Annotated in this window: 14 protein-coding genes; 8 read left to right on the plus strand and 6 right to left on the minus strand. The window is 68.3% G+C overall.

The genetic code is table 11. From position 1 onward, the window contains the following. Positions 1-22 precede the first annotated feature (22 nt). The gene (locus ACFCV3_RS11220) at positions 23-850 is read right to left on the minus strand and encodes an intradiol ring-cleavage dioxygenase (protein ID WP_376028825.1); all 828 of its coding nucleotides are present in this window, start codon (positions 848-850) and stop codon (positions 23-25) included. Between the two features lie 114 nt (positions 851-964). Here ACFCV3_RS11220 and ACFCV3_RS11225 point away from each other — a divergent pair, with 114 nt between their 5' ends. From ACFCV3_RS11225 to ACFCV3_RS11250, 6 genes are all read left to right on the plus strand, one after another. Continuing rightward, on the plus strand, positions 965-1,852 hold the full coding sequence (locus ACFCV3_RS11225; RefSeq protein WP_376028827.1) for a RecB family exonuclease: 888 nt from the start codon (positions 965-967) through the stop codon (positions 1,850-1,852). Between the two features lie 31 nt (positions 1,853-1,883). Continuing rightward, a complete protein-coding gene (locus tag ACFCV3_RS11230) occupies positions 1,884-2,633 on the plus strand; it encodes an ABC transporter ATP-binding protein (RefSeq protein WP_376028830.1) in 750 nt (249 codons plus the stop codon). Next, positions 2,633-5,152: an ABC transporter permease gene (locus tag ACFCV3_RS11235; RefSeq protein WP_376028832.1), complete on the plus strand. Its 2,520-nt coding sequence runs from the start codon at positions 2,633-2,635 to the stop codon at positions 5,150-5,152. The genes ACFCV3_RS11230 and ACFCV3_RS11235 overlap by 1 nt, the downstream gene beginning before the upstream one ends. A 34-nt stretch (positions 5,153-5,186) precedes the next feature. Continuing rightward, complete coding sequence (locus tag ACFCV3_RS11240; RefSeq protein ID WP_376028835.1) at positions 5,187-5,945, plus strand: IclR family transcriptional regulator; 759 nt, start codon at positions 5,187-5,189, stop codon at positions 5,943-5,945. Then, the gene (gene glpK, locus ACFCV3_RS11245; RefSeq protein ID WP_376028837.1) at positions 5,946-7,454 is read left to right on the plus strand and encodes a glycerol kinase GlpK; all 1,509 of its coding nucleotides are present in this window, start codon (positions 5,946-5,948) and stop codon (positions 7,452-7,454) included. Between the two features lie 117 nt (positions 7,455-7,571). Continuing rightward, positions 7,572-7,955: a hypothetical protein gene (locus ACFCV3_RS11250; protein ID WP_376028840.1), complete on the plus strand. Its 384-nt coding sequence runs from the start codon at positions 7,572-7,574 to the stop codon at positions 7,953-7,955. On the opposite strand, the gene ACFCV3_RS11255 is transcribed toward ACFCV3_RS11250, so the two are convergent. The 4 genes from ACFCV3_RS11255 to ACFCV3_RS11270 all read right to left on the minus strand — a co-directional run bounded on the left by ACFCV3_RS11255 (position 7,934) and on the right by ACFCV3_RS11270 (position 13,070). Beyond that, positions 7,934-8,752, minus strand: coding sequence for a GNAT family N-acetyltransferase (locus ACFCV3_RS11255; protein ID WP_376028843.1), 819 nt, complete (start codon positions 8,750-8,752; stop codon positions 7,934-7,936). The two genes, ACFCV3_RS11250 and ACFCV3_RS11255, sit on opposite strands and share 22 nt — an antisense overlap. A 186-nt stretch (positions 8,753-8,938) precedes the next feature. Beyond that, positions 8,939-10,651, minus strand: a complete 1,713-nt coding sequence (locus tag ACFCV3_RS11260) for a glycerol-3-phosphate dehydrogenase/oxidase (protein ID WP_376028845.1) — start codon at positions 10,649-10,651, stop codon at positions 8,939-8,941. Positions 10,652-10,691: 40 nt separating this feature from the next. Continuing rightward, positions 10,692-12,209: a glycerol kinase GlpK gene (gene glpK / locus ACFCV3_RS11265; protein WP_376028847.1), complete on the minus strand. Its 1,518-nt coding sequence runs from the start codon at positions 12,207-12,209 to the stop codon at positions 10,692-10,694. Between the two features lie 27 nt (positions 12,210-12,236). Beyond that, positions 12,237-13,070 carry an MIP/aquaporin family protein gene (locus ACFCV3_RS11270; RefSeq protein ID WP_376028850.1) on the minus strand — a complete coding sequence of 278 codons (834 nt, stop codon included), beginning with the start codon at positions 13,068-13,070 and terminating at the stop codon, positions 12,237-12,239. 253 nt (positions 13,071-13,323) lie between these two features. On the opposite strand from ACFCV3_RS11270, the gene ACFCV3_RS11275 reads away from it, so the two are divergent. After that, a complete protein-coding gene (locus tag ACFCV3_RS11275) occupies positions 13,324-13,827 on the plus strand; it encodes a SigE family RNA polymerase sigma factor (RefSeq protein WP_376028852.1) in 504 nt (167 codons plus the stop codon). Continuing rightward, positions 13,824-14,915 carry a hypothetical protein gene (locus ACFCV3_RS11280; protein WP_376028854.1) on the plus strand — a complete coding sequence of 364 codons (1,092 nt, stop codon included), beginning with the start codon at positions 13,824-13,826 and terminating at the stop codon, positions 14,913-14,915. The genes ACFCV3_RS11275 and ACFCV3_RS11280 overlap by 4 nt, the downstream gene beginning before the upstream one ends. Before the next feature lie 3 nt (positions 14,916-14,918). On the opposite strand, the gene ACFCV3_RS11285 is transcribed toward ACFCV3_RS11280, so the two are convergent. Further along, positions 14,919-15,701: a hypothetical protein gene (locus ACFCV3_RS11285; RefSeq protein ID WP_376028857.1), complete on the minus strand. Its 783-nt coding sequence runs from the start codon at positions 15,699-15,701 to the stop codon at positions 14,919-14,921. Positions 15,702-15,740: the final 39 nt, after the last annotated feature.

Genomic DNA, 15,740 nt, shown 5'->3' on the forward strand with positions numbered 1-15,740 from the left:
AACAAGCTGCTACCAACCCGGCTCAAACGCCGACATCGAGTTTCGCCGTGTACCCCTGGACCGCGTCTCCGGCGACCGTCGCGAGCTGGTGTACGCCGTCGTCGTCGCCGAACACGTTGTCGTCGGCAAGCGACGTACGGCGCATGTTCTCCGCGCTCCCGTCGTACCCCTCGGTGCCGTAGACGGCGTGGCAGACGTTCTCGGGGAAGGCGAGCTGCGAGGTCGCACTGATCTTCCCGGCGGCGGTCGCGTCGGACAGGCTGGCGTAGACCTCGAAGTGGATGTGTGGCCAGCGGCCCGGGTACGCCGCGGGGAAGATGGTCGTGAAGGTCACCTTGCCGTCGGCGTCGGTGGCTTGGACACCGCGCAGGTAGTTCTCGTTGGTGACTCCGTCGGAGTAGAGCGAGTAGCGGCCTTGCGCGTCGCAGTGCCAGACGTAGACGGCCGCACCGGTCAGCGGGGTGTCCTTGTCGGCGTCGAGGATGGTCAGCTCGACAGTCAGCGGTACGCCGGTCGCCGTGCCGGAGGCCGACCCGAACGACTTGGTGATGTCGCTGCGGACGATGCCGGACTCGGTGAGCACGTTCGGCCCGTTGGAGCCGTCACCTGGGTAAGGGCCGGCGGTCTCGCCCGGGATCTCGTCGACACCGGCCGTCGATGTGGACGGAGTGGTGGACGTCGATCCCGTGGCTGATGGCGTGGCCGACGGCGAAGAGGTGGTCGACGAGTCGGGTGAACAGCCCGCGAGAGCGACCAACCCGGCACCGGCGAACAGGCTCAGCACCTTCCGCCGGCGCAGGGTGCCGAGGTCGTATTCGAGGCCGAGATCGTGCTCACGTGGTGGCTTCATACTCAGAGCTTGGCAAGCCGAACCGATAGTTGGCCGAAAGTCCGCTGGGAATTCCCTGGGAGCCTTTCCGCCCTTCTGTCCGAAAGTGTCGGCGGGAGCGCCTAGGGTTCCGGTATGAGTGTTGCGGCCGAGGTACCAGTCAACGGGCATCCGCGTGGAGCGCTGTCGCCGTCCCGGGCGGCCGATTTCATGAGCTGCCCGCTGAAGTACCGGTTCCGCGTCGTCGACCGGCTGCCGGAAAAGCCGTCGTCCGCGGCGGTCCGGGGCACGGTCGTGCACGGTGTGCTGGAGCGCCTGTTCGATCTCCCCCGCGGTCAGCGGACGCTGGAGCAGGCGGCCGAGATGCTTGAGCCGCAGTGGCAGCAGGTGCTGGCCGCCGAGCCGGAGGTGGCCGGGCTGTTCGCCGAGGACGCCAGCGGCGAGGAGCTGGCGAGCTGGCTGGCCGAGGCGCACAAACTGCTCGGCAAGTACTTCACTCTCGAGGACCCGAACGCGTTGGAGCCCGCCGAGCGCGAGCTCTACGTCGAGACCGAGCTCGAGTCGGGCCTGGTGCTGCGAGGTTACGTCGACCGTCTCGATGTCGCGCCGACCGGCGAGATCCGGGTGGTCGACTACAAGACCGGCCGGTCGCCGTCGGAGTTCTTCGAGGCCAAGGCCTTGTTCCAGATGAAGTTCTACGCCCTCGTGCTGTGGCGGTTGCGCGGCGTCGTGCCGGCGATGTTGCAGCTGGTCTACCTGGGCAACGGTGAGATCGTCCGCTACATCCCCGACGAGGCCGATCTGCGCGCCTGCGAGCGGAAGGTCAGCGCGCTCTGGACCGCGATCAGCCGCGCCCTGGAGTCCGGTGACTGGCGCCCCAGCCCAGGCCCCCTCTGCGACTGGTGCGACTACAAACCCCTCTGCCCGTCCTGGGGTGGCACACCTCCTCCGCTACCGCAGCGATCAGTCGAAGAAGTCGTCGTCGAGTCCGCCGGTGTAGACCTCATCAGCGTCGACGGCTGACGAGGAACCCTCACTCGATACCGTTCGTCGCATGAGCGTGGAACAGACACCTGCGGTCCGGGCGATCGGCGTGACCAAGCGGTACGGCGTGGGCCAGACCCAGGTCGATGCGTTGGTCGAGCTCACCGCGGACTTCGGCAAGGGCCGGTTCACCGCGATCATGGGGCCGTCGGGGTCGGGCAAGTCGACGCTGCTGCACTGCCTGGCCGGTCTGGACCAGCCGACGGCCGGTCAGGTGTGGGTCGGTGATGTCGAGCTGAGCCGGTTGCCCGAGAAGCAGTTGACGCATCTGCGCCGGGACCGGATCGGTTTCGTGTTCCAGGCGTTCAACCTGGTGCCGACCCTGACGGCGTACGAGAACATCACGCTCCCGCTCGACCTGGCCGGCCGCACGCCGGACCGGGAGTGGCTGCGGACGGTCATCGACACGATCGGGCTGACCGACCGCCTCAAGCACAAGCCGTCCGAGCTGTCCGGCGGCCAGCAGCAGCGGGTCGCGTGTGCCCGTGCGCTGGCGTCGCGGCCCGAGGTGGTCTTCGCCGACGAGCCGACCGGCAACCTCGACTCGCAGTCGTCGGCCGATGTGCTCGGCTTCCTGCACCGGTCGGTGCGTGAGTTCGGGCAGACCGTGGTGATGGTCACCCACGATCCGACCGCGGCGTCGTACGCGGACCGGGTTCTGTTCCTGGCCGACGGCCGGCTGCGTTCGGAGCTGCTCGACCCGACCGCCGAGACCGTCCTCGACACGATGAAGAGTCTCGATCCGGCCGTGGCCGGCTGATGCTGAGGATCGGCCTGCGCTCGGTTCTGGCGCACCGGCTGCGGTTCGTGCTCTGCACGGTCGCGGTCGTGCTCGGGATCGCGTTCGTCGGTGGCGCGATGGTCTTCACCGACACCCTCTCGACCGCTCTGAAGAAGCAGTACGCCGGCAGTACGGCGGACATCACGATCACGCCGGTCGATCCGGTCGAGGCGCGCACCGGCCCACCCGCGACGCTCGCGGCTGCGGTCGTCGGCCAGGTCGCCGCCGTTCCCGGGGTGGCCGACGCCGACGCGCAACTGCTGGTCAGCGACGTGCAGATCCGCAAACCCGACGGCACCCCGATCGACACCTACGGTCTCCCGACGTACGGCGCCGGCTGGCCGCACGCCGTACGGACCTCGCCGTTCCGGCTGCTCGACGGCAAACAACCTTGGGGTACGGCGGAGCTCGGGCTGGACGAGTCGACCGCGTCGAAGGCTGGTTACGGCCTCGGCGATCAGGTGCGCATCGTCACCGCGACCCGGCCCGTGACGGCCACCCTGACCGCGATCACGACACCTGCCCAGGCTGGTCCGGCCGCGGGCGCACCGCTGGTCACGTTCGACCCCGCGACCGCTCAGCTCGTGCTGCTCGGCAAGCCGGGCTGGACGTCGATCGCCGTCGCGCTGAAGCCGGGCGCGGATACCGAACAAGTCCGTGCGGCGATCGCCAAGACGGTCGGTGAGACGTTCAAGGTCCGCACGGCGGCGCAGGTCGAGGCCGATGGTGAGACCGCGCTCGACACGACGTTCGGCGGATTCAGTTCGATCTTGCTGATGTTCGCCGGGCTCGCGCTGTTCGTCGGTGCGTTCCTGATCGTCAACACCTTCGCGATGCAGGTCGCGCAACGGTCCCGCGAGCTCGCGATGCTGCGTGCGATCGGCGCGTCGCGCGGCCAGGTCACCGGCACGGTCCTCGCTGAAGCGGTCGTGATCGGGCTGATCGGTTCGACCCTCGGCCTGCTGCTCGGTATCGCGGTCGCGGCCGGAATCACCTTCGCCTACGAAGGGCTCGGCGCGGCGATCCCGAGCGCCGGTCTGCAGATCACGCCGGCCACGATCATCGCCTGCTACGTGCTCGGCGTCCTGCTCACCGTCGGCGCCGCCTACCCAGCCGCCCGCCGCGCCGGCCGCCTGCCTCCGATGACCGCCCTGCGCGACGGCGCGACGATCCCCGAACGCTCCTTGCTGGTCCGGTTGCTGGCCGGTGCGTTCCTCCTGCTGATGGCGCTGGTGCTCTACCTGATCGGCGACTATGCCGGTGGCATGCCAGGCGCGTTCCTGATCGGACTCTCGTCGGCGATGGCGCTGCTCGGCATCGTCATGACCAGTCCCCTGGTCAGCCGGTACGTCGTCCGCGGGCTGATGGCGCCGTTCGGTCACAAGGCCCCGGTCACGCTCGGCCGCCGCAACGCCGAGCGCAACCCGCGCCGTACGTCGGCCACCGCGTCGGCGCTGATGATCTCGGTCGCACTGATCAGCGGGCTGGTGGTGATCGGCGCCTCGGCCAAGGCGTCGATCGACGCGAATGTCGCGGCCGCGATCGGTACCTCCGACCTGGTCGTGAGTTCGTCCGACCCGGACACCTTCGGTCCGCAGGTCGCCGACCGGATCCGCCAGGTCGGCGGGATCGCGGGTGTCCATCAGGTCCGGCAGCAGGACGGCAAGGCCGGCGATCTCCCGGTCAAGGTCACCGGTGTCGGCGACGGAACGCTCGACGGCCCGATCACGGTCGCCCTCGATTCCGGTTCGCTCGACGGCCTCGCGACCGGCCAAGCCGTCGTACCGCGCACGATGGCCAAGTCCCTCCACGTCTCCCCCGGCCAGACCATCACCCTGACCACCACCACCGGCAAACACCGCCTGACCGTGGCCGGCATCCTGGCCCCGAACCGTCAGCTCAACGCGGTCGTGATCTCGCTGGCGACGTACGAGAAGCTCGGCGGCGCCCCGGCCGACTCGCTGCTGTACGTCGATGTTGCCGAAGGCACCGGTATTGCCCAGGCCAGTACGGCGATCCTGGAGGGCCTGAAGGACTACCCGTCGATCCAGGTCCGCGACCAGCAGGCGTACGCCGCTCAGGCCCGCGGACCGGTGGATGCCGTGACCACGGTGATCGGGATGCTGCTGGCCCTGGCGATCCTGATCGCGATCCTCGGCATCGTGAACACCCTCGCCCTCGGCGTCGTCGAACGCACCCGGGAGATCGGTCTGCTGCGGGCGATCGGGATGGACCGTCCGCAGCTGCGCCGGATGCTGCGGGTCGAGTCGATCGCGGTCACACTGCTCGGCGCGCTGCTCGGTCTCGCGGTCGGTGTGCTGACCGCGGCCGCGATGCAGAACGTGCTCGTCGACGACGGCCTCAGCGAGCTCGACATCCCGGTGCTCCAGCTGGTCGGCGCCGTTCTCGTGTCCGGAGTGATCGGCGTACTCGCTGCGGTCTGGCCGTCACGGCGTGCAGCGCGTTTGAACGTTCTGCAGGCCATCGCCACGGAGTAGAGCCAGACGCTGCTTTGACCGGTAGCCTGCGGGGGTGCCGGGGAGCGTGCAGTCGATCGAGCGGGCTGCGGCCGTGCTGCGGCTACTCGCGGCTGCTCCCAACGGGCTCGGGGTCGCGGATGTCGGCAACGCGCTCGGCCTGGCCAAGACGACCGTGCACGGCATCCTCCGGACACTGCATCAAGTCGGTTTCGTCGAGCAGGACCGCAGCGGCGCGCACTATCACCTGAGCGACGCGTTCGGCCGGCTCGGTGAGAGCTACCTCGACCCGAACGAGTTGCGCAGCCGCGCGATCAACTGGGCCGATTCACTGGCGGCGCGCAGCGGCGAAGTGGTTCGCGTCGGCCGGCTCGTCGACAGCAAGGTCGTCATCGTGCACCACGTCTTCCGCCCCGATGACAGCGACCAGGACCTCGACGTCGGTACGACGTTGCCGCCGCACGCGACCGCGTTGGGCAAGGCCGTGCTCGCCTATGACGCGAGCGGTGCGGCCCGGCCGAAGCGCCTCGAAGCCTTCACCACCCGAACCATCACCGACCCGGCGCGGCTGGCCGAGGAACTGGCCACGGTTCGCGGCCGCGGCTGGGCGGGCGAGTTCGAGGAACACACCATCGAGACCGCCGGCATCGCGGCCCCGATCCGTGGGCTCGGCGGGCTGGTCGTCGGCGCGGTCGGTCTGATCGGCCGGATCGAGCGGATCTGCGACAGCCGCCTGCGGCACCGCACGGACCTCGTCACCATGGTCCGCGCCACCGCCGAGGCCATCGCACGCGACCTGCGGGGTGACTCCTGAATGGCTGAGCAGTACGTCGCCGCCGTCGACCAGGGCACGAACTCGACCCGCTGCATCCTGTTCGACCGGCGCGGGCGACTCGTGTCGGTGGCGCAGCGCGAACACCGGCAGCTCTTCCCCAAACCGGGCTGGGTCGAGCACGATGCCGCCGAGATCTGGCGGAACGTGACCCGCGTCGTACCGGCCGCACTCCGTCAGATCGGCGCGGCGCCGAGCCAGATCGTTGCCATCGGCATCACCAATCAGCGCGAGACCAGCCTGCTCTGGGACCGCGCCACCGGCCGTCCGATCGGCAACGCCGTCGTCTGGCAGGACACCCGGACCGACCGGCTGGTGGCCGAGCTCGCCGGTGACGAGGGCCTGGACCGGTTCGCGGATCTGTGTGGTCTGCCGCTGAACACCTACTTCTCGGCACCGCGGCTGAAATGGATGCTCGACCACACTCCCGGGCTGCGCGCTCGTGCGGAACGCGGCGAGGTGCTGTTCGGCACCATGGAGACCTGGCTGATCTGGAACTTCACCGGCGGCGCGAACGGCGGGCTGCACGTCACCGACGTGACGAACGCGAGCCGGACCATGCTGATGAACATCGCCAGCCTGGAATGGGACGACGAGCTGCTCGCGGCCTTCGACGTGCCGCGCGCCGTACTGCCGGAGATCCGGCCGTCGTCGGGAGTCTTCGCGACCGCGACCGAGGTACTGCCCGGGGTCCGGATCGGCGCGGCCCTCGGCGACCAGCAGGCAGCGCTGTTCGGGCAGACCTGTTTCAGTGCCGGCGAGGCGAAGTGCACCTACGGCACCGGCTCCTTCCTGCTGCTGCACACCGGCCAGGAGATCGTCCGGTCCAAGCACGGCATGCTCACAACGGTCGCCTACCAGATCGGGGACGAGCCAGCGTCGTACGCGCTCGAAGGCTCGATGGCGGTCACCGGCTCGCTCGTGCAGTGGTTCCGTGACGGCCTCGGCCTGATCCACACCGCGGCCGAGATCGAGACGCTGGCCCGGACGGTCGACGACAACGGTGGCGCCTACATCGTCCCGGCCTTCTCCGGTCTGTTCGCACCGCACTGGCGCAGCGAGGCGCGCGGCGTCATCGCCGGCCTGACCGGCTACATCACCAAGGGCCACCTTGCCCGCGCGGTCCTGGAGGCGACCGGCTTCCAGACCCTCGAGGTCGTCGACGCGATGAACGCCGACTCCGGAATCGCGCTCACCGCGCTCAAGGTCGACGGCGGCATGACCGCGAACAATCTGCTCATGCAGTTCCTCGCTGATCTGCTCGACGTACGCGTCGTCCGGCCGATGGTCACCGAAACCGTCTCCCTCGGCGCCGCCTACGCCGCCGGCCTGGCTGTCGGCTACTGGCCCGACCTCGAAGGCCTCCGCTCCAACTGGCACCGCGCCGGCCAATGGCTCCCGAACATGGACCCCACCCGCCGCGCCACCGAATACGCCAACTGGCAAGCCGCCGTGCAGCGCACCTTCAACTGGATCCGCCCTGAGCAGTGATTTCGCAACCCTTTCCAGGGTGATCGAAGAGCGGCGATCGTGATGCGACATTCAAACGCTTGATACAGAGCGCGCCTAATGTCCCGGGCACAAGCAACCGACTCGGGAGGAAACGAAATGTCTTCGATAGTGAGGGTTCTGGCGGTCGCCACGCTCGGGGTTTCGTCGATGGGGCTCGCGCCGGTGATCGCGCAGGCGTCGGCGGACGGGACGCAGGCGCTCAAGATCACCCGGATCAAGTGTCACCAGCAGGAGGACAACACCGGCGCCGACGACATTTATCTGACCGTCGACGGCACCGTGATCATGAATGAGGTTCAGTTCACCAACGGCGACGACAAGGATATTTCCGATATCCCGATCGAGCAGGGCAAGGTGCTGACGGTGATGGAAGGCGATTTCCCGGACGACGACGACAACCTGGGTGCGAAGCGGATCGGCGGCGCCGGGACCTACGAGTTCACCGACGACGGCGCGCACTACACCGTGACGGTGGGCTGAGCCTTCCAGCGGTAGATGGGGCGGTCGTAGGCGACCTTGAAGCCGACGCGCTCCATGTTGGCCAGTGACGAGTTGTGCTCGCCCGGTCCGGGCTTGCCGGTCTCGGAGGTGACCCAGCGGCAGCCGGCCGCGAAGGCATCTTCGGCCCGGCGGGCCAGGATCGCCGACTGCGCTCCACGGCCGCGGTAGGCCGGCAACGTCGTACCGCTGACGCACTCGCCGATCTCACCGGTGACGACCAGCGCGCCGGTCGCGACCAGTTTGTCGCCGTCCCAGGCCCCGTACGCCGTGCAGCCCGGGACGCCGGCGAATGCGGCCAGCAGGTCGGTCTGGTCGGCCGGCATCTCGAAGATCTCGATCTGGGTGGCGGCCCACACGGCAGCCTCTTCGGGGTCGATGACGCCGATCCGCAGGTCGGTCTGGACCGGGGCGACCGGGCCGGCTTCGCGGACCGCCTTGACCCAGGTGCCCCCGGCAACGATCCCGTACTCGGCACAGATCTCGGCCCAATCAGCCGGGAGGACCTCGGGGGCGAGGTGGAAGTTCAGCACCCGGCCGCCGGCGGCGCGGGCGACCTCCAGGATCTCGCCGATCAGAGCACTGTCGATCGGCCGGTCGAAGCCGAATCCGGAGGCTCTCGACCAGTAGTCGATCGAGTCGTTGCTCACCACCACGACGATGCCCTTGCCGATCCGGTGCCCGCTGATACCGAGCGCCTCCACCACCCCGGGCGGGGTCTGCGTGAGCGCCCACATCATCTCGCCTTCAGCCCGCTCCAGCCGCTCAGTCAGCTCCATGACGCTTACTCTAACTCGTGAAAAAAGTCGAGCGTCCCTCAACGTCGTGGGGGTCAGGGTGGGTGTGGACACCGCGCGGCGGGCGTAGACAGGTAATGCCTTGTTGAGGCCCACCAGTTCCTGTTCACGCCCTCGAGATGTGACGGCCGCCCGCGACCCACCTGTCGCCAGACTGTGACCGAAGACCTAGGCCGGCGAGACGATGTCGGGTGCCTCGAGGCGGACCTTGTCGGCGGACTCGTCGTCGGGCTGGTCCTGTGACGCGCGCTCGGACTCGACCCGCTGCACGTAGAACGAGACCTCGCGCTCGATCGCCTTCTCGTCCCAACCGAGGATCGGCGCCATCAGGCGGGCCGCGGCCTCGGCTGCGCCGACGCCTCGGTCCCAGGCCTCGATCGAGATCCGGGTCCGGCGGGCCAGTACGTCGTCCAGGTGGCGGGCGCCTTCGGCCTTCGCTCCGTAGACGATCTCGGCCTGCAGGTAGTCCTGCGTGCCGGGGAGCTGCTCGCCGAGCGACGGGTTCTCCTCGACGAGCGCGAGCACCTCGTCGATCAGAGCGCCGTACCGGTTGAGCAGGTGCTCGATCCGGGCGACGTGCAGGCCGGAGCGTTGCGCGATCAGGTGCCGCTGGTTCCACAGCGCCTGGTAGCCGTCGGCGCCGACCAGCGGTGTGGTCTTGGTGACCGACTTCGGCACTCGCCCGTCCAGAGCAGCGGCGGCCGCGTCGATCGCGTCCTTGGCCATCACCCGGTACGTCGTGTACTTGCCACCGGCAACAACCACCAGGCCGGGAGCCGCGTGTGCGACCACGTGTTCGCGGGACAGCTTCGACGTGCTCTCCGACTCCCCGGCCAGCAGCGGCCGCAGTCCGGCGTACACGCCCTCGACGTCCTCGCGGGTGAGCGGCGTGTTCAGTACGGCGTTCACGTGGTCGAGCAGGTACTCGATGTCCTTGCTGGTCGCGGCCGGGTGCGCCTTGTCCAGATTCCAGTCCGTGTCCGTGGTGCCGATCAGCCAGTGTCGGCCCCACGGGATGATGAACAGCACCGACTTCTCGGTGCGCAGGATCATGCCGGTGCTGGACTGGATGCGGTCCTTCGGCACGACCAGGTGGATGCCCTTCGAGGCGCGCACGTGGTACTGCCCGCGCTCCCCCACCATCGCTTGGGTGTCGTCGGTCCAGACACCCGTCGCGTTCACGACCTGCTTGGCGCGGACCTCGAACTCACGACCGCTCTCCAGGTCCTTCGCCTGCACACCGGTGACTCGCTCACCTTGGCGCAGGAAACCGGTGACCTTGACCCGGTTCGCGACCTGAGCGCCGTACGACGCCGCCGTCCGCGCGAGCTCCATCGTGTGCCGGGCGTCGTCGACCTGGGCGTCGTAGTACATGAGTGCACCGACCAGGGCCGACTTCTTCAGCGACGGCACGAGTCGCATCGCGCCGCGCCGGGTCAGGTGTTTGTGGATCGGCAGTCCGGCTCCGAGACCGGAGCTGACCGCCATGCCGTCGTACAGGGCGACGCCGGCGCCGGCGTAGAACCGCTCCCACCAGCGGTGCTGGAGCGGGTAGAGGAACGGCACCGGCTTGACCAGGTGCGGTGCCAGGCGTTGCAGGAGCAGGCCGCGCTCCTGCAACGCCTCGTGCACCAGTCGGAAGTCGAGCATCTCCAGGTAGCGCAGACCGCCGTGGATCAGCTTGCTGGAGCGGCTGGAGGTGCCACTCGCGAAGTCGCGTGCCTCCAGCAGTCCGGTGGTCAGGCCCCGGGTCGCGGCATCGAGTGCCGCGCCGGTGCCGACCACCCCGCCACCGACCACCAGGACGTCCAGCTCTCGTCCGTCGGCCATCGCGTCGATCGCGTCGGCCCTTGCTTGCGGTGACAGAGCTACTACCGCCACTGTGCTGCTCCTTCTGCTTCCGAGTTACCAGTACTGCCTGTTAGTCGACGTCAACCCAGTCGAGCGTGCGCGACACGGCCTTCTGCCAGCCGGCGTACCCCTTCGCGCGCTGCTCGTCGTCCCACTGCGGTTCCCACCGCTTGTCCTCGTTCCAGTTCTGGACGAGCTCTTCCTTGTTCTTCCAGAACCCGACCGCCAGGCCGGCCGCATAGGCCGCACCCAGGGCCGTGGTCTCCGCGACGACCGGCTTGCTCACCGGTACGCCGAGGATGTCGGCCTGCATCTGCATACACAGTTCGTTGGCCGTGACACCGCCGTCGACCTTCAGCACGTCCAGCCGCACACCGGAGTCCTTCTCCATCGCGTCCGCCACGTCCTTGCTCTGGTAGCAGATCGCTTCCAGTGTTGCGCGCGCCAGGTGAGCGTTGGTGTTGAACCGCGACAGCCCGACGATCGCGCCGCGGGCATCGGATCGCCAGTACGGCGCGAACAGGCCGGAGAAGGCCGGGACGAAGTACACGCCGCCGTTGTCGGCGACCTGCCGGGCCAGCGTCTCGGTCTCGCTCGCACCGGAGATGATGCCGAGCTGGTCACGCAGCCACTGCACCGCCGACCCGGTCACCGCGATGGAACCCTCCAGCGCGTACACCGGTGCCTCGTCGCCGAACTTGTAGCACATCGTGCTGAGCAGACCGGCCTTCGACCGGACCAGCTCGGTGCCGGTGTTCAGCAGCATGAAGTTACCGGTGCCGTAGGTGTTCTTGGCCTCGCCCGGGTTGAAGCAGACCTGGCCGACGGTCGCGGCCTGCTGGTCACCGAGGTCACCCGTCAACGCGACCACGCCACCGAGCGGGCCGTTCGCCAGGGTCTCGCCGTACTTGTTCGGGTCCGACGACGGCCGGATCTCGGGCAGCATCTGCCGCGGGATGTTGAAGAAGCTGATCAGCTCGTCGTCCCAGTCGAGGGTCTCGAGGTTCATCAGCATGGTCCGGCTGGCGTTGGTGACATCGGTGATGTGCACGCCACCGTTGACACCGCCGGTGAGGTTCCACAGCAGCCAGGTGTCGGTGTTGCCGAAGACGGCGTCCCCGGCCTCGGCGGCGGCGCGGACACCGTCGACGTTCTCCAGGATCCACTGCACCTTGCCGGCCGAGAAGTACGTCGCCGGCGGCAGCCCGGCCTTCTGCCGGATCACGTCACCCTTGCCGTCGCGCTCGAGAGCGGAGGCGATCCGGTCGGTCCGGGTGTCCTGCCAGACGATCGCGTTGTAGTACGGGCGGCCGGTCTTGCGGTTCCAGACCACGGCCGTCTCGCGCTGGTTGGTGATGCCGAGCGCCGCCAGGTCGCTGGCATGCAGACCGTTGGCGTTCAGCGCGGTCTGGATGACCGAGCTGGTCCGCTCCCAGATCTCGGTCGGGTTGTGCTCGACCCAGCCGGCCTGCGGCAGGATCTGCTCGTGCTCCAGCTGGTGCTTGCCCACCTCGTTACCGGAGTGGTCGAAGATCATGAAGCGGGTGCTCGTGGTGCCCTGATCGACGGCACCGACGAAGTCAGCCATGAAAAGTCCCTTCCTCACGCACGTGGGTCATACGGTCTTCTCGTCAGGAATGCGGCCCGGCTCTTCGTCCTCGTCCGCGATCGGCAGGTTGCGCCCGACCAGCAGGTCGTAGAGGAACGCGCCGACCAGGGCGCCGATGATCGGTGCCACGATCGGCACCCAGAAATAGACGTCCCCGAACTGATCCTTGAACGCTCCCCCGTACCCGGTGAAGAACGACGCCAACCGCGGGCCGAAGTCACGGGCCGGGTTGATCGCGTAGCCGGCGTTCGTACCCCACGCCATCCCGATGGCCACCACCAGGAGGCCCACGACGAACGGTGCGAGGTTGGCCGCGGGGGCCGTGTTGCGCAGGTCGGTGATCGCCAGGATCACGAACATCAGGATCGCCGTACCGATGATCTGGTCGCGGAAGCCGCCCCACATGTCGACGCCGAGATCCATGCTGCCGTTGCCCGGGAGCGTCGAGAACACGCCCTGCGTCTTGATGGTCAGGCCCGGGTCGACCTTGTTGAGTGCCTCGGTGTAGTTCCACCGAACTACCAGCGCCGCCAGGAACGCTCCGAGGAACTGTGCCACCGAGTACGGCAGCACCTTCTTCCAGCTGAACCCGCGGAACGTCGCCAGGGCGATCGTCACCGCCGGGTTCAGGTGCGCACCGGTCATCCGGCCCGCCACGTAGATACCCAGTGTCACACCGAGTCCCCACGCCCATGCGATCGAGTCGTGGTCACCGATCCCGCCGGCCACCACCTGCGCCACCACACCGCAGCCGAACAGGATCAGGATGAACGTGCCCGCGAGCTCGGCAGAACACTCCCCCAGAAGGGTTTTCGCTTTGACCGCTTCGGTCGTAGCCATACCGGCTGGCCTCCCTTCCTCTGACAAAGACCACCGTGACGACCACGGCTGGCTGGAATCTAGGAGCCATCGGCGGCCACCACAACGCCCGCCGTTCGACATTGTCGAACGGGACCAGTTCACAACTGGTCTGCGACACTCGGTAACTCTCCAGCGACGCGCAGCGACTGCTTCCACCCTGATCCAACCCTTTGGGAGGGTGAACACGTCTGGGTGAGCGACAACGAAGCCACCGAGGAGAAGAGGAGCCCCGATGGGCGAGGAGTTCGCCGAGTTCGCCCGCGGGCGGCACGGGGCCCTGTACCGGTACGCGTACCTGCTCGCCGGTGACCGCGGCCTGGCCGACGACCTGGTCCAGGAAGCCCTGCTCAAGACGTACATCGCCTGGCGCCGGCTGCGCGACCCTCTGGCCGCCGAGGCCTACACCCGCAAGGTGATCACCAACACCGCGATCGACTGGTGGCGCCGCAAGTCGTACCACGAGCGGCCGCACGACGACGTACCCGACGGAGTCAGCCCCTCGGACGACACCGGTACCCGGCTGTGGCTGTGGCACGAGCTCCTCCAGCTGCCGCCCCGGCAACGCGCCGCCCTCGTCCTGCGTTACTACGAGGACCTGACCGAGGCCCAGACCGCCGAGGTCCTCGGCTGCTCGATCGGCACCGTGAAGAGCCAGGTCTCGGTCGCGCTCCGCAAACTCCGCGACCGCCTCGGCGACGACGTCTTTCCCCTGGACCTGACAGGAGCCCGGCCGTGACCGATCTACTCAAGGACACCCTCACCGCCCAGGCCGCGGCATCCGAGCCGCCGCCGCTCGACCTCGACGCCCTGATGGCAACCGGTGACCGCCGGATCCGCCGGCGCCGCCTCGGCGCAGCAATCGGTACGGCGTTCCTCGCCGCAGCCGTGGTTGCCGCAGGCCTGGTCGCCGTCCGCGCCACCGGTGACCAGGCACCGGTCGCCGGTCTGCCGTTCGAGGAACGACGTCCGACGTACGCGGTCGGCGGTGTCATCCACTTCGGCGACACGACGATCGACACCGGCCTGAAGGACCTCGACCGCTTGGCGCGCACCAACCTCGGCTTCCTCTACCTCGGACTCAACAGCCCGACCTTGCACCTCACCGACGGCCGGAGCAGCCGCACAGTCGCCGCAGTCGAGCCAGGCACGGAGCTGTTCGCCGCCGGCGACTTCGCCGGCTGGACCGAGGAGGTCCCGGGCGGAACCCGCACCGTCGTCATCAACCTCCGCACGAACCAGATCGTGCACAGCACGCCGCAACCCAGCGGAGACTCCGAGCCGCTGACGCCCACAACGCGGCGCTCACTCGTCGGCCTCGACGATCGCTACGCATACTTCGACGCGACCAACGGCGTCCTCCGAGTCGACCTGCACACCTCGAAGAGCACCGTGATCCGGTTGTCCGGCGTCCCCGTCCAGTCGGTCGCCGCCGCCGCCGATCGCTACGTGTACCTGTCCCCTGGCTTCCTGGAGAGCGCAGACAGGTCACTCTTCCTGCGCAGCGGCGGCGCCTCCCCGGGGACCCCCTACCACCTCGAGGCGTTCAAGGACTCGGCCTGGCAGGCCGCCGTACGCATCTCCCCCAACGGTTCCTACCTGTCCGTCGCGCCGAACGGCAATGCACCACACCTGTACGACGCGACCGGGCAACGCCTCCGCATCACCGGCCCGCAACCCCGAATGTTCGGGCACTGGCTATCGGACAGCACCTTCATCGCCGCGGCCTCGGCGGGCCTGCTCACATGCACAGTCCAAACCGCAGCCGACATCACCTGTCAAGTCAGCCACCGCGACGCAGCCCAGCTGATCTTCCCGTCCAACTGAAACTCAGAACGCACACAGGACCCGAGCCTGGAAGAACGTGTCGTCACCCTCCATCTCGGCGCCGATCACCGAGTACGACGAACCGCGCTCATCCCGTCCGTGCGTATACACGAAATCTACCTGCGGGCCCAGCGCGCCCGCGCTGACGACCTCCGTTCCGTCCGGGCATCTCAGGATCGCGATGCTGTCGTCGGTTATGTGCTCGCCGCGGGTGGACTGCCATCGGAGACCGGTCAGACCGTCCGCACAGAGCACCTGGACAAAGATCCGCTGGGTGGCCGCAGTCGTGTTGCGGAAGCTGGCCTGCCAGCCAGAGTTGGAATACGACACGAAGTTCTTCGGGGTCATCGCCGGATCCGTCGTGTAGGCACCACCGCCAAGGAACCGCTGGGCACCGCCTGGGCAGACGTTGTACGTCGCACCGACTGCGCCGGCCTTCACGTCGGCCCATGTGGTCAGGGTGGTGAGGTTGCTCAGCCCACTCCAGCACACGACCTGTACTGAGAACCGGTTCGGCCAGATCTGCGAGAGGATCAGTTCCCACCCGCGCCCGTGGTCCACCGACCGGCTGCCGGACACTGACGGGTAACCTTCGCCGTCCGCCCCGGCGGTGGTAGCGATCATTCCGGCCGGGCAGTCGACGCGGACGGTCTGATACTTCTGGCCGTTGGGCTCGAAGTACTGCCAGTACACCTCCTGGTGCGGCGGTGCGTCCGCGTGCGCCGGTGCGGTGAGGCCCACCGTCGTCAAGACCATGCCGAGTACCACCATCAGCGCTCTTCTCATGGGTCCAGCCCAGCGGGTCGGCACTTCAGGAACGTCTCA

The organism is Kribbella sp. NPDC056345, assembly GCF_042262745.1.
GTDB lineage: Bacteria > Actinomycetota > Actinomycetes > Propionibacteriales > Kribbellaceae > Kribbella.

Excerpts from the sequence above, each read along its gene's own strand:
- ACFCV3_RS11220 (WP_376028825.1), bottom strand. The coding sequence starts at position 850 with ATGAAGCCACCACGTGAGCACGATCTCGGCCTCGAATACGACCTCGGC.
- ACFCV3_RS11225 (WP_376028827.1), top strand. The coding sequence starts at position 965 with ATGAGTGTTGCGGCCGAGGTACCAGTCAACGGGCATCCGCGTGGAGCG.
- ACFCV3_RS11230 (WP_376028830.1), top strand. The coding sequence starts at position 1,884 with ATGAGCGTGGAACAGACACCTGCGGTCCGGGCGATCGGCGTGACCAAG.
- ACFCV3_RS11235 (WP_376028832.1), top strand. The coding sequence starts at position 2,633 with ATGCTGAGGATCGGCCTGCGCTCGGTTCTGGCGCACCGGCTGCGGTTC.
- glpK (WP_376028837.1), top strand. The coding sequence starts at position 5,946 with ATGGCTGAGCAGTACGTCGCCGCCGTCGACCAGGGCACGAACTCGACC.
- ACFCV3_RS11250 (WP_376028840.1), top strand. The coding sequence starts at position 7,572 with ATGTCTTCGATAGTGAGGGTTCTGGCGGTCGCCACGCTCGGGGTTTCG.
- ACFCV3_RS11255 (WP_376028843.1), bottom strand. The coding sequence starts at position 8,752 with ATGGAGCTGACTGAGCGGCTGGAGCGGGCTGAAGGCGAGATGATGTGG.
- glpK (WP_376028847.1), bottom strand. The coding sequence starts at position 12,209 with ATGGCTGACTTCGTCGGTGCCGTCGATCAGGGCACCACGAGCACCCGC.
- ACFCV3_RS11270 (WP_376028850.1), bottom strand. The coding sequence starts at position 13,070 with ATGGCTACGACCGAAGCGGTCAAAGCGAAAACCCTTCTGGGGGAGTGT.
- ACFCV3_RS11275 (WP_376028852.1), top strand. The coding sequence starts at position 13,324 with ATGGGCGAGGAGTTCGCCGAGTTCGCCCGCGGGCGGCACGGGGCCCTG.
- ACFCV3_RS11285 (WP_376028857.1), bottom strand. The coding sequence starts at position 15,701 with ATGAGAAGAGCGCTGATGGTGGTACTCGGCATGGTCTTGACGACGGTG.